Source organism: Pseudomonas paraglycinae (genome assembly GCF_021601625.1).
GTDB classification, from domain to species: domain Bacteria; phylum Pseudomonadota; class Gammaproteobacteria; order Pseudomonadales; family Pseudomonadaceae; genus Aquipseudomonas; species Aquipseudomonas paraglycinae.
Genome location: NZ_BQHR01000004.1, coordinates 180,767 through 199,814, shown reverse-complemented (window position 1 = coordinate 199,814; position 19,048 = coordinate 180,767). Strand labels below are relative to the sequence as shown.

15 protein-coding genes are annotated in these 19,048 nt (G+C 60.8%); 8 read left to right on the top strand and 7 right to left on the bottom strand.

Annotated features, from left to right (window positions below):
* Positions 1 to 44 precede the first annotated feature (44 nt).
* A complete protein-coding gene (locus L6D82_RS07650) occupies positions 45 to 422 on the top strand; it encodes a response regulator (RefSeq protein WP_007954537.1) in 378 nt (125 codons plus the stop codon).
* Positions 423 to 435: 13 nt separating this feature from the next.
* On the opposite strand, the gene L6D82_RS07645 is transcribed toward L6D82_RS07650, so the two are convergent.
* From L6D82_RS07645 to L6D82_RS07635, 3 genes are all read right to left on the bottom strand, one after another.
* A complete protein-coding gene (locus L6D82_RS07645; protein ID WP_236188592.1) occupies positions 436 to 2,106 on the bottom strand; it encodes an ATP-binding protein in 1,671 nt (556 codons plus the stop codon).
* On the bottom strand, positions 2,103 to 3,605 hold the full coding sequence (locus tag L6D82_RS07640; protein ID WP_102716861.1) for an ATPase domain-containing protein: 1,503 nt from the start codon (positions 3,603 to 3,605) through the stop codon (positions 2,103 to 2,105). Before L6D82_RS07640 ends, L6D82_RS07645 begins: the two co-directional genes overlap by 4 nt.
* Positions 3,606 to 3,731: 126 nt before the next feature.
* Positions 3,732 to 4,787 carry a tetratricopeptide repeat protein gene (locus tag L6D82_RS07635; protein WP_085745742.1) on the bottom strand — a complete coding sequence of 352 codons (1,056 nt, stop codon included), beginning with the start codon at positions 4,785 to 4,787 and terminating at the stop codon, positions 3,732 to 3,734.
* Between the two features lie 192 nt (positions 4,788 to 4,979).
* Between L6D82_RS07635 and L6D82_RS07630 the strand changes: the two genes are divergently transcribed.
* Genes L6D82_RS07630 through L6D82_RS07620 form a run of 3 tightly spaced genes read left to right on the top strand, consistent with a single transcriptional unit; the run spans position 4,980 to position 8,290 of the window.
* A complete protein-coding gene (locus tag L6D82_RS07630; protein ID WP_102686207.1) occupies positions 4,980 to 7,115 on the top strand; it encodes an FUSC family protein in 2,136 nt (711 codons plus the stop codon).
* The gene (locus tag L6D82_RS07625) at positions 7,105 to 7,305 is read left to right on the top strand and encodes a DUF1656 domain-containing protein (RefSeq protein WP_085745740.1); all 201 of its coding nucleotides are present in this window, start codon (positions 7,105 to 7,107) and stop codon (positions 7,303 to 7,305) included. The genes L6D82_RS07630 and L6D82_RS07625 overlap by 11 nt, the downstream gene beginning before the upstream one ends.
* 4 nt (positions 7,306 to 7,309) lie before the next feature.
* A complete protein-coding gene (locus L6D82_RS07620; protein WP_236188591.1) occupies positions 7,310 to 8,290 on the top strand; it encodes an HlyD family secretion protein in 981 nt (326 codons plus the stop codon).
* A gap of 59 nt (positions 8,291 to 8,349) precedes the next feature.
* Here the strand turns inward: L6D82_RS07620 and L6D82_RS07615 are convergent, their stop codons facing one another.
* From L6D82_RS07615 to mexE, 3 genes are read right to left on the bottom strand one after another with little or no spacing between them, the layout of a single operon-like run.
* Complete coding sequence (locus L6D82_RS07615) at positions 8,350 to 9,771, bottom strand: efflux transporter outer membrane subunit (protein ID WP_236188590.1); 1,422 nt, start codon at positions 9,769 to 9,771, stop codon at positions 8,350 to 8,352.
* Positions 9,768 to 12,959: an efflux RND transporter permease subunit gene (locus L6D82_RS07610; protein ID WP_085745737.1), complete on the bottom strand. Its 3,192-nt coding sequence runs from the start codon at positions 12,957 to 12,959 to the stop codon at positions 9,768 to 9,770. The genes L6D82_RS07615 and L6D82_RS07610 overlap by 4 nt, the downstream gene beginning before the upstream one ends.
* Positions 12,960 to 12,974: 15 nt before the next feature.
* A complete protein-coding gene (mexE, locus tag L6D82_RS07605; RefSeq protein WP_236188589.1) occupies positions 12,975 to 14,228 on the bottom strand; it encodes a multidrug efflux RND transporter periplasmic adaptor subunit MexE in 1,254 nt (417 codons plus the stop codon).
* Between the two features lie 159 nt (positions 14,229 to 14,387).
* Between mexE and L6D82_RS07600 the strand changes: the two genes are divergently transcribed.
* The 3 genes from L6D82_RS07600 to L6D82_RS07590 all read left to right on the top strand — a co-directional run bounded on the left by L6D82_RS07600 (position 14,388) and on the right by L6D82_RS07590 (position 16,688).
* Positions 14,388 to 14,993, top strand: a complete 606-nt coding sequence (locus L6D82_RS07600; protein WP_373870899.1) for a LysR substrate-binding domain-containing protein — start codon at positions 14,388 to 14,390, stop codon at positions 14,991 to 14,993.
* 75 nt (positions 14,994 to 15,068) lie between these two features.
* A complete protein-coding gene (locus tag L6D82_RS07595) occupies positions 15,069 to 15,896 on the top strand; it encodes a DMT family transporter (protein ID WP_236188588.1) in 828 nt (275 codons plus the stop codon).
* Between the two features lie 30 nt (positions 15,897 to 15,926).
* Positions 15,927 to 16,688: an SDR family oxidoreductase gene (locus tag L6D82_RS07590; protein WP_236188587.1), complete on the top strand. Its 762-nt coding sequence runs from the start codon at positions 15,927 to 15,929 to the stop codon at positions 16,686 to 16,688.
* Between the two features lie 37 nt (positions 16,689 to 16,725).
* Here the strand turns inward: L6D82_RS07590 and L6D82_RS07585 are convergent, their stop codons facing one another.
* The gene (locus L6D82_RS07585; protein ID WP_236188585.1) at positions 16,726 to 17,694 is read right to left on the bottom strand and encodes an AraC family transcriptional regulator; all 969 of its coding nucleotides are present in this window, start codon (positions 17,692 to 17,694) and stop codon (positions 16,726 to 16,728) included.
* Between the two features lie 101 nt (positions 17,695 to 17,795).
* Here L6D82_RS07585 and L6D82_RS07580 point away from each other — a divergent pair, with 101 nt between their 5' ends.
* Positions 17,796 to 19,046 (top strand): MFS transporter, encoded by a 1,251-nt coding sequence (locus L6D82_RS07580; protein ID WP_236188583.1) that lies wholly within the window; start codon positions 17,796 to 17,798, stop codon positions 19,044 to 19,046.
* Positions 19,047 to 19,048 lie beyond the last annotated feature (2 nt).

The window sequence follows — 19,048 nt, the reverse complement described above, 5'->3', positions numbered from 1 at the left end:
CCACACGGTCGTATCAGCAGCTATTGACCGAACAAAGGCTTCCCATGAGCGTAGATGCACAAGATGTAGTACTCGTCGTCGAGGACGAACCGGTGATCCTGATGGTCCTGACCGATTACTTGTCAGGCCAGGGCTATCGCGTATTGCAGGCCGAAAACGGCGAGCAGGCGTTCGAGATTCTGGCGAGCAAGCCGCATCTGGACATGTTGATTACTGATTTCCGCCTGCCTGGCGGGATCTCCGGCGTGCAGATCGCCGAGCCTGCCGTCAAATTGCGCCCGGATCTGAAGGTGATCTTCATCAGCGGCTATCCGCAGGAAATCCGCGAGACCGGCAGCCCGATCACTCGTCGGGCACCGATCCTGGAAAAACCGTTCGATCTGGATGTGTTGCAGGAGAAGATTCAGGAACTGCTGGCCTGAGGCGTCAACCGCCTCAGCTCTTGATCATTTCCCGCACCTTCGCCGTCAACAGATCGAAGGTGAACGGCTTGGTGATCATCTGCATGCCAGAGTCGAGGAAGCCGCCGCGCACCGCCGCGTGCTCGGCATAACCGGTGATGAACAGGACCTTCAAGTCTGGCCGGTATTGCCGGCCGATTTCCGCCAGCTGCCGACCGTTCATGCCCGGCAGGCCGACGTCACTGATCAGCAGATCGATGCGTTGCTCCGAATCCAGAATCGGCATGGCACCGTTAGCGTCGCCGGCCTCGACAAACCTGTAACCCAATTCACTCAATACCGCACTGACCAGCACGCGCACGGCCGGGTCGTCCTCGACAATCAATACGGTTTCGCCTTCCACGGCGTCCGGCGCCTGCTCCATGTCAACCGGTGCGTGAGGCAGTGATTCACCCTGGAAGCGCGGCAGATAGAGTTTGACTGTGGTGCCCTCATCGATTTTGCTGTCGATCGACACATGACCACCGGATTGCTTGCTGAAGCCATAAATCATCGACAGACCCAGCCCCGTGCCCTGGCCGATTGGTTTGGTGGTGAAAAACGGGTCGAACGCGCGATTGATGACACTTTCCGGCATGCCGCAGCCATTGTCAGTCACGCTCAATACGACGTAATCACCGGGCTCCAGATTGCTATAGGTCGCGGTGTAGTCGCGATCCAGCACCTGATTCTTCGTCTCGACCACCAGATTGCCGCCGTCGGGCATTGCGTCGCGCGCGTTGATGACAAGGTTGAGCAGGGCGCTTTCCAATTGATTGGGGTCGGCCTCGGCCACCCACAATTTTTCGTGCAGACGCATGTCCAGCTGAATGCTTTCGTTGAGGCTGCGTTGCAGCAGCTCGCCCATCGACTGCACCAGATCGTTCATATGCACGGCTTTGGAGTCCAGCGACTGGCGACGGGAAAACGCCAGCAGCCGATGGGTCAGGCCGGCGGCGCGGTTGGCCGAAGTCACACCGAGGTCGATCAGGCTGTCGAGATCATCCAGGCGGCCACGGGCCAACCGACGGCGTAGCAATTCAAGACTGCCGATGATGCCGGTCAGCATGTTGTTGAAGTCGTGGGCGATACCGCCGGTGAGCTGGCCGACCGCTTCCATCTTCTGCGACTGTCGAAGGGCTTCCTCGTTGTGCCGCAGCTGTGCGGTGCGCTCTTCGACTTGTTGCTCGAGGGTTTCGAGGGTCGATTGCAGGCGCCGTTCGCTATTGCTCAGATCGATCAGGCGATCGCGGGCTTCGTATTGTCGTCGTCGCCCGCGCAGGGCGGTGGAAATGAGGCTGACCAACGTTGCCGGATGAAAAGGGCGTTCAAGGAACGTCACGTTGCCCAGTAATTTGCTGAGCTGCGACGAGGGCCCTTGTTCGGATCCTCCGTGATGGGTGAGCAAGACAATTGGCAAGTCAGACCACGCCGGTTGTTGCTCCAGGTACAGCAGCAGGCCTTCGAGTTCCGGACCATTCAGGGCCTCGGCCGCGATCAGCAGCAGCCCGGCGCCAGGCTCGAGTTCGGTGCACAGGGTGGCCAGATCGGGCGTGATCAGGCCACCGTATCCGGCCTCGTTGAGGATCATCAGCGCCACTTGGCTGTCGCGACCCTGGGGCGCAAGAATCAACGCCCGTTCCGACAGCGGTACGGTGAGGGTCACAAGTTGTCATCCTTGAGCAGCGGGTTACTCGCGCCGAGGTAGGTGGGGACTCCGCGCAGCACACCCTGGAAGGCTTCCAGCGGTTCACCGATGGTCATGCCTTGCTTGGAAATGCGGAATTCACGAATGGTCGATTCGTGGCTGCCGGTGCGTTTCTTGATGATCGAAATCGCCCGACGCACTTTACCGAGGGCTTCGAAGTAGCGCAGCAGAATCACCGTGTCAGCGAGGTACGTGATGTCGACCGGAGCCTGCATGTCGCCGACCAGTCCATGCTGGGCGACGGTCATGAACGTCGCGGCGCCCTTGCGGTTCAGGTACAGCAACAGTTCGTGCATGTGCAGTACCAGCGCGTTCTCTTCCGGCATCGCGGCCTGATAGCCGTTGATGCTGTCGATCACAACGGTCTTGATGTCACCTTCATCGACGCAGCGTCGCACCCGGTGGGAAAACTCGCCAGGAGAAAGCTCGGCAGCATCCACCTGCTCGATCAGCAGATTGCCGGTGGCCTGCAGGGCCTTGAGGTCGATGCCGATGTTATTCATGCGCTCGAATAGCAGGCCCAGTTCTTCGTCGAAAATGAACAGCGCGGCCTTTTCACCACGCGCCACGGCGGCTGCCGCGAAAATCATGGTGATCAAGGATTTGCCGGTCCCCGCCGGACCCAGAATCAGCGTGCTGGAGCCAGTCTCGATACCGCCACCGAGCAGGGCGTCCATTTCCTTGATGCCGCTGGACAGTTGCAACCGCGGGTAATCGCCCCGGTGCTCCGCCGCCACCAGGCGCGGGAAGACGTGCACGCCATCGCCCATGATGGTGAAGTCATGGAAGCCGCCACGGTATTTCTGGCCACGATACTTGATCACCCGCACGCGACGTCGTTCGGCGCCATAGTTGGGGGTCAGTTCTTCGAGGCGGATCACGCCGTGAGCGACACTGTGCACGGTTTTGTCGAGGGATTCGGTGGTCAGGTCATCCAGTAGCAAAACCGTGGCGTCGTAGCGCACGAAATAATGCTTGATCGCCAGGATCTGTCGACGGTAGCGCAGGGAGCTTTGCGCCAGCAGGCGGATTTCCGAGAGACTGTCGAGCACGACCCGCGTGGGTTTGAAGCGCTCGACCACTTCGAAAATCTGCTTGGTCGCTTCGCCCAGTTCAAGATCCGAGGAGTACAGAAGGCTCTGATGATGCTCGGCGTTGAGCAGGCTTTCGGGCGGCGTCAGCTCGAAAATTTCGATGTTTTCGTTCAGTTCCCAACCGTGGGACGCCGCGCCCTGGCGCAATTCGCGCTCGGTTTCGGACAGCGTGATGTACAACGAACGTTCGCCGGCACGGGCGCCGGCCAGCAAAAAATGCAACGCGACTGTGGTTTTACCGGTTCCAGGCTCGCCCTCCAGCAAGAAAACATGACTGCGGGACAAACCACCAGCCAGGATATCGTCGAGACCCTCGATGCCGGTGGCGGCTTTTGCACTGATCAACGCGTTCGATGTAGACAAAAAATGCCCTCTCATGACTAGGGGAAACGCGGCAGCGGGCGCCGGACGCCGTTTGGCACTGCCTGTTTACTTGACCTTTTGCCGTGACGACGGTTCCGATTTTCTTGCGGGATGTCGAGAAGGCCGCTAGAGGCCTTGCTGCAAAGAGGGATCGTCCGGGTTCATCTGTTCGAGCTGCGCCAGCAGAATCTGCACGTTCTGCAACTGACCGCTTTCTTTCCAGTAGTTGATCAGCAACACCCGCGCCTTACGATCGGCAGGATGACGCTGGACGATTTCCTGCAACTGCTTTTGCGCCGCTTCCAGTTCTTCGGCGCTGTGCAGGGTCGTGGCGAGGTCGTAGCGATAGTCCTTGTTATCGGGCTCGAGCTCCACGGCTTTGGACAAACCGAGCAGGGCGTACTCGCGTTGATCGTGGTGCAGCAGCCAGAGTCCCAGCGCATGTTGCAGATAAGCCGAGTCAGGCTGGGCCTTCAATTGTCGGGCGAGCAATTGTCGCGCGGCGTCGCTCTGACCCTGACGATCGAGCACTTCGATCTGCATCACCAGCGCCGGCAGGTTGCCGGGGTCGAGACGCAAGGTCTGTTCCAGCGCTTCCTGTGCCTGTTTCAACTCGGCGTTGTGCAGATACAGGCGCGCCAGTTGCACGTAGTTGGCGGCGCTTTCCGGCTGACTCTTGAGCGCCTGCTCCCACACATCGATGCCTTGCTGGAGCGGGGCGAAATACAGGCCCAGTTGATCCGGCGACAAGCCGAGCAGGGCGTTGATTGCCGCAAAACGAACGTTCTGATCTTCATCCTCGAGCAACGGGCCGAGCAGCAGGCTGCGCTGGCCACCGGGCACCAGACCGGTCACGCTCCTGATGGCTGCCATTCGCACGTCGGGAGATTCATGCTGCAGATCGGCATCCGCCAGTTTCAAGGCTTGCGGACTCGGGTAATTGGGCAGTTCGGCATGCAGCCAGACCCGCCGCTTGGCGGACAAATCCGGACGTCCCAGCTGTTGATACAGAACCCGCGCGGCCCCCGGCTGACCGGCACGAGCGGCGTCCAGCGCTTCACTGTAACCATGCCTGATCGCTTCTGGCACAACCGGCACTGTGCTGCGAAAAGACAGCCACCCAACGAGCAGGACCAACACAAGGCCGAGGCTGATGAGCAAATAGCGGCGAGACTGAGGCATGCGAATTTCCGAAACTTTCGTTTTATAGCGGAGGTCGCAAGCTTCTGTCAGCTCGCGCCGTGAGTCAAACCCTCTGCCCGATATGGCCTACTACAGGCGTTGAATCGACCTACAGCTTGTGTCGACTCTGTTTGCCGTCATGCCCTCCATGCAGTGTCTACGCTTGCAGAAGTTGTTTCGAAGAGGCTACCCATGCAATCCCTGCTTGTTTATTTCAAGGCGGTGATCCACCCCAGCCAGGCCGTGCTGCTGTTTGGTTTACGCACCATTGCCGCCGGATTGCTGACCTTGTACCTGGCGTTCCTGTTCGACCTGGATCAGCCGAAGTGGTCGATCATGGCCGTGGTGATCATCAGCCAGCCACTGGCCGGGATGGCGCTGGCACGCAGCTTCGGGCAAATCATCGGGACAACCCTTGGCGCGGTGGTGGCGGTGGTGCTGATGGCGATCTTTCCCCAGGCGCCGTTGCCGTTCATCACGACCCTGGCGCTGTGGCTGGCCCTGTGCACGGCGGGCGGCACGTTGCTGCGCTACACCAGTTCCCAGGCGTTCGTGTTGAGCGGGTATACCGCCGTGGTGGTGGCGCTGCTGGCGATTCCGGATCAGGACGGCACCTTTCTGCTGGCGGTGACCCGGGTTACCGAAACCTTGCTGGCGGTGGCGTGCGTATGCGTGGTCAGCCTGCTGACGGCGCGGCCCGAGGCGGTATCACGCAACTATTTCGCGAAGGTCGATCAGGTGATCAAGCTCGCCGCCACCCATGCCGCCGCTGTGCTTCGCACCGAAGAAAGCGAAGCGGACTTTCAGCGTCGGCAAATGCAGCTGCTGGGGGAGATCAGCGCCCTCGAAGGCCTGCGCCGGCACTTGTATTTCGATGCTCCACGCCTGCGCAGTGCCAACAATCTGGTGCTGTTGCTGGGCAATCAGCTGATGCTGCTGACCTCGCGCCTCACCGCGTTGCGTCACCAGCGGGAACTGCTCACCGAACGCTGGGAGGGCGATCTGCCGCTGGACATCCAGCAATTGCGTGCCGAGGAGCTGGCACTGCTTGATCAGCTCGCACAGCAAGGACGCTCACTGCCAGCCGAGGTGCGGCACCAGTTCGTCGCGCTGCAACAGCAATTCGAAGCGCTGGCCTACAAGGCCGAACAACTGACGGAAGACATGAGTGCAACCCTGCGCTCGCTGGCCTGGGCATTGCGCTGGGAACAGGCGCGGCTGTTGCAGCAACTGGAGCAGATTCTCGAACTGAGCGATGCGATACAGGAAGGCCGGGAGGCCAGCTGCATGTTCCGTGGCCAGTCCAGCCCCTTGCACCTGGATTTCACGCTCGCGACGATGAACGCCATCCGCGCATTCAGCGCGTTACTGGTGGCCGGACTGATCTGGATCGAAACCGCCTGGGACGGCGCGCGGGGCGGGATGATTCTGGTGGGGATTCTGTGTTCGCTGATGGCGACGTTTCCGCGCCCGTTGGTTGCTGCGCAGAGTTACGCGCGAGGGTTGGGACTGGCCCTGGTGGTTTCGGCGTTTTATCAGTTCATGCTGGTCCCGGCGATCAGTGATTTCGAAATGTTGGCCTTGTTGCTCGCGCCTTTGCTGTATGTGATCGCGGTCGGACTGTCCAGCCCGGCCACCGCCGGTATCGGAATGGGGCTGGGGCTGTCGAGTTTCCTGATGCTCGGTCCGCAGAACGTCGGCACCGGGCAGAACACCGCCATTCAATGGTTCGAATTCGCCGGGGCCTATGTCAGTGCGGCGATGCTGGCTTTGATTGTCTACGCCTGGATCTTCCCTTTTCGCCCGGCCTTTCGAATCAGGCGCTTTTATAACGAGGCGCGGGAGCAGGTCTATCAACTGACAAAAAGCCCGGCTACCGACGAAGAGCAATTCGCCTTCGAAAGTCGAATGGTCGATCGCCTGACTTCAATGCTGGGCGTGTTACCCGCCGCCAACGATCGGGACATGCAGCGCCTGTATGAAATCAGTCTCGCCTGCGTGGCGCTGGGCGTGGCCATGCACCAACTGAGGCAACAGGCACAGAACAACGCCTTGCTCACGGACGCTTTCGGTCGGCAGCTGTCGACGGCGCTGCGTCAGACCGGTCGTTTCGTCGCCGGCCGACCGGATGTGCGCCTGACACCGTTGCTGACTACGCTGCATTCGCTCGGCGATGAGCTGGATGCCTTGCATGTCGCCACCCATGAACACCTATGGTCGGTGTTTCGCATGCGAGTGGCCCTGTTGATCGTGGTGTCGTTTCTGGAGCGGCATGGCGAACATTTGCAGCCCGACCGTTCTGAAGGAGAGTCCGTCCTTGCCCATTGATTTCGAGATCGGCGGCGTTTACTTGCCTCCTATCGCCCAGGCCTTGTTGCTGGCCATACCGGTTTTTCTGCTGCTCGACTGGGGTTTGCGCCGGCTTGGCGTCCTGCGTTTTGTCTGGCATGAGGCGCTGTTCGAGGGCGCCTTGTACGCCTGCGTGTGCGCCACACTGATTTTGCTGATGGGAGCCTGAAACCTTGAAGACGTTGCTCACTCGATTGACGACCTTGGCAGTGGTGCTGCTGGCAATCGTGCTTGGCTGGTTTGCCTGGGAACATTACACCCGAGCTCCGTGGACGCGGGATGCGCGGGTGAGGGCGGATGTGGTGACGCTGTCGGCGGATGTTTCGGGCCGCATCGTCACACTGGCGGTGCAGGACAATCAGCATGTCGACAAGGGCCAGTTGTTGCTGGAGATCGACCCGGCTCGTTACAGCCTCGCGGTCGAGCATGCGAAACGCTCGGTGGAGGTCTCAAAGGCCACGCTCGGGCAGTCGCAAGCGGCGATTGTCGCCAGCGAAGCGTTGCTCAAACAGCGCCAGAGCGAAGAACGCCGGCGACGCACGCTCAAGCAAGGGTTCGCGATTTCCGGGGAGGAGTGGGAGAAGTCCAGTACTGACGTGGCGGTTGCCCAGGCCGATCTGTTGCGCAATCAGGCCAATCTCGGTCTGGCTGAAGCCAACGTGCAACTGGCGATAGCTGCATTGACCCAGGCCGAACTGGATCTGCAACGTACCCGAGTCGAAGCGCCGGTCAGCGGTTACGTCACAAATCTGCTGACCCGTCAGGGGGATTACGCGGTGGCCGGTAGCGCCCTGCTGGCACTGGTGGACAGCGGCTCCTTTTATGTCAGCGGCTATTTCGAGGAAACCAAACTGCCACGGATCGAGGAGGGTGATCGTGTGCGGATCGAATTGATGAGCGGGGAAAAATTCGGTGGAACCGTGCAAAGCATCGCCTTCGCCATTGCCGACCGGGAAAACGCCCCGGGAAGTCGATTGCTGGCCAACATCAACCCCAGCTACACCTGGGTGAAACTGGCGCAGCGGGTACCGGTGCGGATCGGCATCGATCCCGATTACGCGGGCAAGGACCGACTGAGAGCCGGCACTACCGCCACGGTCACCGTGCTGGAAAACCATGAAAGACAGGTACAAAAAAGCCCCGCGACCGAATGATACGCGGGGCAAAAAATTTGGTTGGTTGCGGCCAACCAAAGGAGCTCTTTAAAAAACTGTTACTTGCTGGCGACCGTCTCCGGCTGCCAACCGCCACCGAGGGCCTTGTAGATCGCTACGATGCCGCGATACAGATCCACTTCGGCCTGGGCCTGACTGTCCTCGGCGTTCAAACGTTCACGCTGGGCGTCGAGCAACACCAGGAAGTCGGTGGTGCCTTCGCGGTAGCGAATTTCGGCGAGGTCGGCAGCCTTGCGGCTTGATTCGCTCTGGCGGATCAGCGAGATCAGCCGTTGCTGACGTTTGCCGTAATCGCTGAAGGCGTTTTCCGACTCTTCCAGCGCGAGCAATACTTGCTGCTCGTAGGTCGCCAGTGCGCCTTCGGCATCGGCATCGGCGCCGCGCAGACGGGCCCGCACGCTACCGAGGTCGAACGCTGCCCAGGTGATGCTTGGGCCCAGTGCCCAGGCGTTGGCCGCCGAGGAACCGATCTGCGAACCACGTCCGGCCGTCCAGCCGAGGAAACCGCTGAGGCTGACCCGTGGGAACAGGTCGGCCTTGGCCACACCGATACGCGCCGTGGCCGAAGCCAATCTGCGTTCGGCGCTGAGGATGTCCGGACGACGCTGTAGCAGTTCGCCCGGATCACCGATCGGCAAGGCCTTGGCAATCGCCGGCAGGTCTTTCGGGCTCAGGTCGACGGTCAGTTTGTCCGGACGTTCACCCAGCAGGGTGGCGATGCGGTTTTTCTGGCGGGCCTGTTCTGCCTGCAACTGCGGCACGCTGGCTTCGACCGACGCCAGACGGGCATCGGCCCGTTCAACATCGAGCTGATCGCCAACGCCGGCGTCACGCAGGCTGATGGTGATCTTGCGCGACTCCTGCTGGTTGTTCAGGTTGGCCAGGGCGATCTTTTCCCGAAGCTGGGCACCGCGCAGTTGACCGTAAGCGTCCACCAGTTCGGCAATCATGGTGACTTGCAGTTGGTACAGATCGGCTTCGGCCGCTTGCTGATCGGCGTCGCTGGCTTCCAGATTGCGCTGGATGCGTCCAAACAGGTCCAGCTCCCACGCCATGTCCAGACCCAGGTCGTAGCGTTCGCTGTTGACCCGTTTGGTGGTCTGGCCCGGAATCTGACCTTTGGCCAGGTCGCTGCTGGCGCGGCTGGTGATGGTCGGCATTGCGTCGTTGCTGACGTCGTCGCGGATTGCCCGGGCGGCTTTCCAGCGGGCGAATGCCACGCGCAGTTCACGGTTGCCTTGCAGCGATTGGGTCACCAACTGGTTGAGAGTCGGATCGTCGAACTGCTGCCACCAGATGCCTTCGAATTTCGAACGGTCGAAGTTCTTCTGGCCGGCGGCGCCATCGGTGGCGGACGTGATGTTCGCCGCCTCCGTCGTCGGGGTCTTGTAGTCAGGGCCGACGGCGCAGGCACTCAGGGCCAGCACCAGCAGGCTCGGCAGGAAGACTTTCAGACTCATTGGTGCGCCTCCAGTGGCTTTTGAAGATTGTTCGCCTTCGCCGCTTTGCGCGCTTCGCTGCGCTCCACGAAGTTGCGGATCAGCACGTAGAACACGGGGGTCAGCAGCAGACCGAAGAAGGTCACACCGAGCATCCCGGAGAACACCGCCACACCCATGGCATGACGCATCTCGGCACCGGCACCGCTGGAGAACACCAGTGGCACCACACCCATGATGAATGCGAACGAGGTCATCAGGATCGGCCGCAGACGCAGACGGCAGGCTTCCAGTACAGCGGCCAGCGGATCGAGGCCTTCTTCCTGCTTATCCTTGGCGAACTCGACGATCAGAATCGCGTTCTTACACGCCAGGCCAACCAGTACGATCAAGCCGATCTGGGTGAAGATGTTGTTGTCGCCACCAGAAATGATCACACCGGTGATGGCCGACAGCAGGGTCATCGGTACGATCAGGATCACCGCCAGTGGCAGGCTCCAACTTTCGTATTGAGCCGCGAGTACCAGGAACGCCAGCAATACGCAGAGCGGGAACACGAACAGCGCAGTGTTGCCGGACAGAATCTGCTGGTAGGTCAGGTCGGTCCACTCGTAGGTCATGCCGTTCGGAAGTTCATCCTTGAGCAGTTTCTCGATGGCTTTTTCGGCTTGGCCGGAGCTGTAGCCCGGGGCTGCCGCACCGTTGATTTCAGCGGTGATGAAGCCGTTGTAGTGCATCACGCGATCCGGGCCCGAGGTGTCGCTGACCTTGATGAAGGTCGCCAGCGGGATCATTTCGCCTTTGTTGTTGCGTACTTTCAGCTGGCCGATCTGGTCGGATTCGAGGCGGAACTGTTGCTCTGCCTGAACGTTGACCTGATAGGTACGACCGAAGCGGTTGAAGTCGTTGGCATACAGCGAACCCAGGTAGATCTGCAGGGTGTCGAAGATGTCGCTGACGGCCACGCCGTGGGTCTTGGCTTTTTCCCGGTCGATGGCGGCATCGACCTGCGGCACGTTCACGGTGTAGCTGGTGAACAGGTTGGCCAGTTCCGGAACGTTATGGCTCTTGGCAATAATGTTCATGGTCTCCTTGTACAGCTCTTCGTAGCCCAGGTTGCCCCGGTCTTCGATTTGCAGGCGGAAACCACCAATGGTGCCCAGACCTTGTACCGGTGGTGGCGGGAAGATCGCCATGTAGGCTTCCTGAATCCCGGCGTACTGGCCGTTCAAGGCACCGGCAATCGCACCGGCAGACATGCTCGGGTCTTTACGCTCGTCGAACGGTTTCAGGGTCACGAACACGATGCCGGCGTTCGGGCTGTTGGTGAAGCCGTTGATCGACAGGCCCGGGAACGCTACGGCGCTTTCCACGCCCGGCTGTTTCAGTGCCAGGTCGGACATGCGCTTGATCACATCTTCGGTGCGGTCGAGGCTCGCGGCGTCCGGCAGTTGCGCGAAGGCCACCAGGTATTGCTTGTCCTGGCCGGGTACGAAACCGGTCGGCGTGCTGGAGAAACCGAAGAAGGTCAGCACCATCAGGCCTGCGTACAGGAAGAGGGCGATGCCGCTGCCACGGATGACCCGGCGCACGGTGCCGACGTAGCCATGGCTGGCGCGGTCGAAGAAACGGTTGAACGGACGGAACAGCCAGCCACCGAAGATCTTGTCCAGCACTCGCGAGAAACGGTCTTTCGGTGCGTCGTGACCTTTAAGCAACACAGCGGCCAGCGCTGGCGACAGGGTCAGCGAGTTGAAAGCCGAGATCACGGTTGAAATGGCGATGGTCAGAGCGAACTGCTTGTAGAACTGACCGGTGAGGCCCGAGATGAATGCCGCCGGTACGAACACCGCACACAGCACCAGCGCCGTGGCAATGATCGGGCCGGTCACTTCGCCCATGGCCTTTTTGGTCGCATCGAAGGGGTTGAGCCCCAGTTCAATGTTCCGCTCGACGTTCTCCACCACCACGATGGCGTCGTCCACCACGATACCAATCGCCAGTACCAGGCCGAACAGCGACAGGGCGTTGAGCGAGAAACCGAACAGGTGCATCACCGCAAACGTACCGATCAACGATACCGGTACCGCCACCAACGGAATGATCGAGGCGCGCCAGGTCTGCAGGAACAGGATTACCACCAGTACCACGAGGATCAGCGCTTCGAAGAGGGTGTGAACCACCGCCTCGATGGAGCCGCGCACGAAGATCGTCGGGTCATAGACGATGCTGTAGTCCATGCCTTGCGGGAAGCTTTTCTTCAGTTCTTCCATCTTGCCGCGAACTTCGTTCGAGATTTCGATGGCGTTGGAGCCCGGACGCTGGAAGATCGGGATCGCTACGGCCGGCTGATTGTTCAGCAACGAACGCAGGGCATATTGGCTGGAACCCAGTTCGACGCGGGCGATGTCTTTCAGGCGAGTGATTTCACCGTTGTCGCCTGCGCGAATGATGATGTTCTCGAACTCTTCCTCGGAGACCAGACGGCCCTGAGTGTTGACCGACAGCTGGAAGCTCTGGGCATTCGGCGCAGGGGGCGCGCCCAATTGGCCGGCGGCCACCTGACGGTTCTGCTCGCGAATCGCGGTCACCACATCAGTTGCGGTCAGATTGCGCGAAGCGGTCTTGTTCGGGTCGAGCCATACACGCAGCGAGTAGTCGCCCATACCGAACAGCTGCACGTCACCGACACCGCCGAGGCGAGCGAGCTCATCCTTGATGTTGAGGATCGCGTAGTTGGACAGGTACAGCATGTCGTAGCGTTTGTCCGGCGAGGTCAAGTGCACAACCATGGTCAGGTCGGGCGAAGCCTTGTCGACGGTGATACCGATGCGCGTCACTTCTTCTGGAAGTTTCGGCTCTGTACGGGTCACGCGGTTCTGCACCTGCACCTGCGCGTTGTCCAGGTCAGTGCCCAGAGCGAAGGTGATGGTCAGGGTGATCTTGCCGTCAGCGGTGGACTGCGAGGACATGTACAGCATGTTCTCGACGCCGGTGATGGCTTGCTCCAGCGGAGCCGCCACGGTTTCACCGATGACTTTTGGGTTGGCGCCCGGGAAGTTGGCACGCACCACCACGGTCGGTGGCACGACTTCCGGGTATTCGCTGATCGGCAACTGGAACAGCGAAATCGCACCGGCGATCAGGATCAGCAGCGACAGCACCGCTGCGAAGATCGGCCGTGAAATGAAGAATTGGGAAAAATTCATCGGAGTTGTCGTCCCTTAACCGCGTGGGGTCGCAGCAGCCAGTTTCACAACCGAACCCGGCGCGCCTTTGGCAGGTGCGACTTTGGGCAGGTTGCTGGCTTCCAGCGCTTGTCGTTGTTGAGCGAGAGCGGCAATGGTTTGCTCGCTGGCCATCGGGATCACTTCAGGCGAAACCGGGGAGCCAGGACGAACCCGTTGCAGACCCTTGACGATGATCGTGTCGTCCTTGTTCAGGCCGCTGCGCACGATACGCAGGCCTTCGATCTTCGGACCGAGTTCGACGGCGCGGTAGGCGGTCTTGTTGTCGCCATCCATCACCAGCACGAACTTCTTGCCGAGGTCGGTACCGACTGCTTCGTCGTTGATCAGCATGGCGTTGTAGGTGCCGCTGCCGACCAGTTTCAGGCGTGCGTACAGACCCGGGGTGTAGCTGCCGTCGCTGTTGTCGAACACCGCGCGACCACGGATGGTGCCGGTCTTCGGGTTGACCTGGTTGTCGATAAAGTTCATCTGGCCCAGGTGCGGGTTGCCGTCTTCGTTGGACAGGCCCATGTACACCGGAGTGGTTGCACCGCGCTGACCCTGACGGGCGAGTTGGGTGTATTTGAGGAATACACGCTCGTCGGCGTCGAAGTAGGCGTAGACCTTGTCGGTGGACACAACGCTGGTCAGCGGGGTGGTGTCGGCGGTCACCAGGTTACCGGCGGTAATCTCGGCACGGCTGACGCGGCCACTGATTGGCGCAGTGACGCGGGTAAAGCTCAGGTTCAGTTTGGCCAGGTCCAGTTGCGCTTGCAGCGCGCCAACAGCAGCACGGGCTTCTTGTGCAGCGCTGGTGCGCGAGTCGGCCAGTTCAGCGGAGATCGCGTTGCTGGCACGCAGGCGTTCGCCACGACCGGCTTCGTTTTCACTGCGGGTGGCATTGGCGCGGGCCTGGGCAACCAGGGCTTCGAGGCGGCGGACCTCGGCCTGGAACGGACGCGGGTCGATCTGGAACAGCAGGTCGCCTTTCTTGACCAGTGCACCTTCGGTGAAGGCGACTTCGTCGATCTGGCCGGAGACCCGCGGACGGATTTCAACGGTTTCCGGCGCCTCGAGACGCCCGGTGAATTCGTCCCACTCGTTGACCGGTTGTTCCAGCACCTTGGCCACGCTGACCTTGGCAGCGGGCATGGTGGCGGCGGTTTCCGGAGTCTTGCCGCACGCGCTCATCACCAGCACGGCCAACAGAGCCAACGGGAAGCGCAAATGTTTGAGTGATTGTTCCATGGATGCATCCGCCAATGTATTGAAGATGGGCGGATGATGCTCGGCGGGTAGATGGCAAACGAATCGAATGACACGAAGGTAACTATCATTCGGAATGATATAAGCCCGAGGAAAGCCCTCTAGCATGCACCTTTCGTTAGGAGGCTATCAATCGATTCGATGACAATTCTGTGTTGCGTGATCGGCAACTGTCGCAGGCGAAATTGCGCGGTGAGGATTATGCGGCGATTAAATATCACCACGGACAAGATCATCCACTTCGCCAGCAGCGAAGCCGATGTCGCGATTCGCTTGGGCAAGGGCGACTATCCCGGTCTGTATTCACAGTTTTTGTTCGGTGAGCAGGTTTTCCCGGTGGCCAGTCCCGAACTGCTGCAACGCGTCGGAATGCCCGGCAGTCCCGCCGATTTGTTGCAGTTGCCGCTGCTGGCTCGCAACGGTGCCGAACTGGCGCCGAAATGGGAAGCGTGGTTCCAGTCCGTCGGGCTGGCGTTTTTGCCGCTGCGGGAAAGCGTCAGGTTTGGCGATACCAATATGACGGTCGAGGCGGCTTTGCTCGGCCATGGCATTGCTCTGGTGCGCAGCGGGCATGTCGAGAAGGAAATCGACGATGGCCGTCTGGTGCGGCTGTTCGATGTGCCGTTTCAGTCACCGCTCGCCTATTACTTCGTTTGCCCCAAGGGCGTTGAGACGCAGCCGCACATTGAGAGTTTTCGCGAGTGGTTGCTCGGTGAGGCGCTCAAAGTGCAAGGCGGGCAGGTTTGAGGCATGAAGAATCGCTCATGGAGCAATGAGGAGTCTTCTCTGTAATCCGGCCGTTCGGGCTGCCTAAAATGGCCAATGCCTACTCATCTCGTCCTCCTTGTCCTGTTCGCCGCGCTGCTGCACGCCAGCTGGAACGCGCTGCTGCGCGGCGGTGCCGATCGGCTCTGGTCGATGACGGTGATGTGCGTTGCCATCGCCATAGTCTGTGCAGTCGCCGCGATGTTCATGGTGGCGCCTGCACCTCGTAGCTGGGGATATGCACTGCTGTCGGCATTGCTGCACGTTGGCTACAACCTGTTTCTGGTGCGCAGTTACCGGGTCGGCGATCTTGGGCAGATTTATCCGATCTCGCGCGGTTCATCACCCGCGTTGATTACGCTGGGCGCCGCGCTGTTTGCCGGCGAAACCATCACCCCCGGCGAATTGCTCGGCATTGCGCTGGTGTCAGGCGGAATCATTTCGCTGGCTTTTCGGGGACGCAGGCTGTCGGTGCCCAGCCTGCCTTACGCATTGGGAACCGGCTGCTTTATCGCGGCTTATAGCGTGGTCGATGGCATTGGCGCGCGGCTTTCCGGTGCACCGCTGGCCTACACGGTGTGGATGAGCGCCTTGTGGGGCGTGCTGATGCCGGTGGTCTACATCGGTTTGCGCGATGCCCGCAGCCTGTTTTCGATCCGGCCCGGAATGTTCGCTGCGGCAATGGGCGGGCTGGTCTCTCTGCTTGCCTATGCAATCGTTATCTACGCGATGAACGAAGCCCCGCTGGGCGCGGTGTCAGCCTTGCGCGAAACCAGCGTGCTGTTTGCGGCGCTGCTTGGCTACCTGTTCCTCGGCGAAACACTTACCGTCCGCCGGGTGCTGGTCTGTGTGGTGATCGCCAGCGGCGCGATCATCATCGGCTGACTCGGCATCATCTGCTAAGGAGTAGTTTTCATGGTCAACGTCTCGCAGGCTCCGCTGATTCTGATCACGGGTGGTAGTCGTGGAGTAGGCGCCGCCACCGCCCGACTCGCTGCTGCCCAAGGCTACGATGTCGCGATCAGTTACGTTGCCAATGAGTCCGCCGCGCTGGCGGTTGCGGCGGATGTCGAAGCGATGGGGCGCAAGGCATTGGCGATGCGCGCCGACAGTGCCGATCCCGAGCAGGTCGCGAGTCTTTTTACCGCGATCGACCACACGTTCGGGCGCATCGATGTCCTGGTCAATAACGCTGGGGTGCTGGCGCAACAGTCACGTCTCGAAGACCTGGGTTTCGAACGCATGCAACGCATCTTTGCGGTCAATGCGCTCGGGCCGATACTGTGCGCCCAGCAGGCCGTAAAGCGCATGTCCCTGCGGCACGGCGGTGCGGGCGGCGTGGTGATCAATGTGTCGTCGGCCTCGGCCCGTCTGGGCAGTCCGAATGAATATGTGGACTACGCAGCATCAAAGGGTGCGCTGGAAACGTTCACCATCGGATTCGCCAAAGAGGTCGCCCGGGAAGGAATACGCGTCAACTGTATTCGCCCCGGACATATCTATACCGACATGCACGCCAGCGGCGGCGAGCCGGGGCGGGTCGATCGTGTCAAGGACTCGATCCCGATGGGGCGAGGCGGGCAGCCGGAGGAAGTGGCGCGGGCCATCTTGTGGCTGGCCAGCGCAGAGGCATCATTTGTGACCGGTACATTCCTCGACGTAACGGGTGGTAAATGAGTCAGAGGCACGGATCGTCGACTCCTTGCGCTCGAGCTCAAGTAACCGCCGGTTGCCTCGCCTTGCGACTCAAACCCGGTGTCCTGCCCGTAATACGCTTGAATGCACGACTGAAAGCAGCCTGGGAGGTATAGCCCAAACGCTGCGCCACCTCTTCAATCGGCAGTCTTTCGAGCGTCAGCCACTGGCTTGCAAGCCGCATTCGCAGTTCGGTCACGTAGCGCAGCGGAGACATGCCAATCGTGACCTGGAAGCGCTCCGCAAATACAGAGCGCGAGGTATTGCAGTGCTCTGCCAACTGCGCAACGGTCCATTCGCGGCCCGGTTGTTGGTGGAGCGCAAGCAATGCACCGGCCAAGCGTGGATCGCGCAAGGCGGCGATCAGCCCGGAAGCATTGCCGCAGGCGCATTCAACCCAGCCGCGAACGACCATGGCGGCCACCACGTCGGCCAACCGCGCGAGGATACCGGCGAAGCCGACACGGGCGGCGCTGACCTCCCGTTCCATAGTGGTCAGGATCGGCACCAGCCCGGGATAACGCTGGCCACCGGCATCAATCAGCATCAGGCCCGGCATCAGCCGGCCGAGCCCATGGATACTGCCCAGTTCAAACTCCATGCAACCACTGAACAAGATAGTGCTCGGCGTGGGGCTGGCATCCGCTCCGGTATCCACCGCGCTGACGGTGTCACCCAAGGTTTCGCCGTCTAGACGGTCGATGTCTTGAACAGGCACGTCCGGATGGGAAAACAGTTGATGGGACGCGCCATGGGAGATGAACACGGCGTTGCCGGCAGACAGCGCGTAGGTGTTGCCGTCCTCCATTTGCAGTACCGCATTGCCAACGGCCATGAAGTGGAACCAGGCGTGCCCAGGTTTTTCCGCGAAGCTCAATCCGAACGTTGGACCCGCCTGGATACGCCGGTATTCAACGCCACGCAGGCGCATGCCGCGCAATAGCTCATTGATGAGGTCCGAGGAGAGAGCAAACTGGTCTGCAGACATCGTTCAGGGGTTTTGATCAAAAAGTAGAGACTTTGGATCATAGATCATCCAGTTTTCAGCGCCTAGACTCGGCTCGCAATGAACATTGGGAGATCCGTGCGATGAATAACTGTGTATGTAACGCCGTATCCGACCGCCATTGCGGCGTCGGTGCGGATGTAGAGCCTGCGACGCCCGCGTGGATGGCCGTCTTCTCATTGGCAATGGGTGTGTTCGGATTACTCACCGCTGAGTACCTTCCCGCAAGTTTGTTGACGCTGATGGCTACCGAACTGGGAGTGTCCGAAGCGCTGGCTGGCCAGGCGGTGACGGTAACAGCCGTGGTGGCGCTGTTCGCTGGCTTGTTGGTGCCAGGTCTGACCCGCAGCATCGACCGACGTTGGGTGTTGCTGGGCTTTTCCACGTTGATGGTCGCCTCGAATCTGTTGGTCGCCGTTTCTTCCAGCTTCGTGGTGCTGTTGTTGATGCGCATCTTGCTGGGTATTGCCCTTGGCGGGTTCTGGAGCATGGCGGCAGCGGTAGCGATGCGCCTGGTGCCGAATGCTCTGTTGCCTCGGGCGTTGTCGATCATTTTCAGCGGCATAGCCATTGGGACGGTGGTGGCAGTGCCGCTGGGCAGTTATCTGGGCGGGTTATATGGCTGGCGCAACGCGTTCTTTGCAGCGGCGGCGGTAGGCCTGGTGACCTTGGCTTTCCAGTCGCTCACTCTGCCGCGCCTCGCGCCGCGCCGGCCGGCAAGACTGCGCACCGTTTTCGAGGTGTTGCAGCGTCCGGGCATCGCCATCGGCATGTTCGGCTGTGTACTGGTGCACAGCGGGCACTTTGCGATGTTCACTTATGTTCGGCCATTCCTAGAAGGGACTACCGGGATCGGCCCGCAAGGATTGTCGCTGATGCTGCTGGGGTTCGGTGTGGCGAACTTCGTCGGCACGTTGTTAGCCGGGAGACTGCTGGAGCGCTACCCGCTGGCCACTCTGGTGTTGATGCCCGCGCTGGTCGGCGTCGCAGCACTGGCGTTGGTGCTGTTGCCGGCGTCGGTGCCGGGGCAGGCGGTATTGCTGGCGATCTGGGGTCTGGCCTTTGGTGGTGTGCCGGTGGCGTGGTCGAACTGGGTCGCCAGCGCGGTACCTGATCAGGCGGAAAGCGCCGGGGGCATGGTGGTGGCCTCTGTGCAGTCCGCCATTGCAACGGGCGCGGCCGCTGGCGGTGCGATGTTCAACCTTGGAGGAAGTGCCGCCGTATTCGTAGCGGCGGCCGTGCTGATGCTGCTCGCCGCGTTACTGATTGCGCTACGTGTCCGCGCGCCTTCTGTCCATGGCGTTCGCCAGGCCAAGCCTGCGTTGCACCTTTGATG

What these genes read in the sequence shown, in the direction of transcription:
- L6D82_RS07650 (WP_007954537.1), top strand. Translation starts at nt 45, where the DNA reads ATGAGCGTAGATGCACAAGATGTAGTACTCGTCGTCGAGGACGAACCG.
- L6D82_RS07635 (WP_085745742.1), bottom strand. Translation starts at nt 4,787, where the DNA reads ATGCCTCAGTCTCGCCGCTATTTGCTCATCAGCCTCGGCCTTGTGTTG.
- L6D82_RS07630 (WP_102686207.1), top strand. Translation starts at nt 4,980, where the DNA reads ATGCAATCCCTGCTTGTTTATTTCAAGGCGGTGATCCACCCCAGCCAG.
- L6D82_RS07615 (WP_236188590.1), bottom strand. Translation starts at nt 9,771, where the DNA reads ATGAGTCTGAAAGTCTTCCTGCCGAGCCTGCTGGTGCTGGCCCTGAGT.
- L6D82_RS07610 (WP_085745737.1), bottom strand. Translation starts at nt 12,959, where the DNA reads ATGAATTTTTCCCAATTCTTCATTTCACGGCCGATCTTCGCAGCGGTG.
- mexE (WP_236188589.1), bottom strand. Translation starts at nt 14,228, where the DNA reads ATGGAACAATCACTCAAACATTTGCGCTTCCCGTTGGCTCTGTTGGCC.
- L6D82_RS07600 (WP_373870899.1), top strand. Translation starts at nt 14,388, where the DNA reads ATGACAATTCTGTGTTGCGTGATCGGCAACTGTCGCAGGCGAAATTGC.
- L6D82_RS07595 (WP_236188588.1), top strand. Translation starts at nt 15,069, where the DNA reads ATGCCTACTCATCTCGTCCTCCTTGTCCTGTTCGCCGCGCTGCTGCAC.
- L6D82_RS07590 (WP_236188587.1), top strand. Translation starts at nt 15,927, where the DNA reads ATGGTCAACGTCTCGCAGGCTCCGCTGATTCTGATCACGGGTGGTAGT.
- L6D82_RS07585 (WP_236188585.1), bottom strand. Translation starts at nt 17,694, where the DNA reads ATGTCTGCAGACCAGTTTGCTCTCTCCTCGGACCTCATCAATGAGCTA.
- L6D82_RS07580 (WP_236188583.1), top strand. Translation starts at nt 17,796, where the DNA reads ATGAATAACTGTGTATGTAACGCCGTATCCGACCGCCATTGCGGCGTC.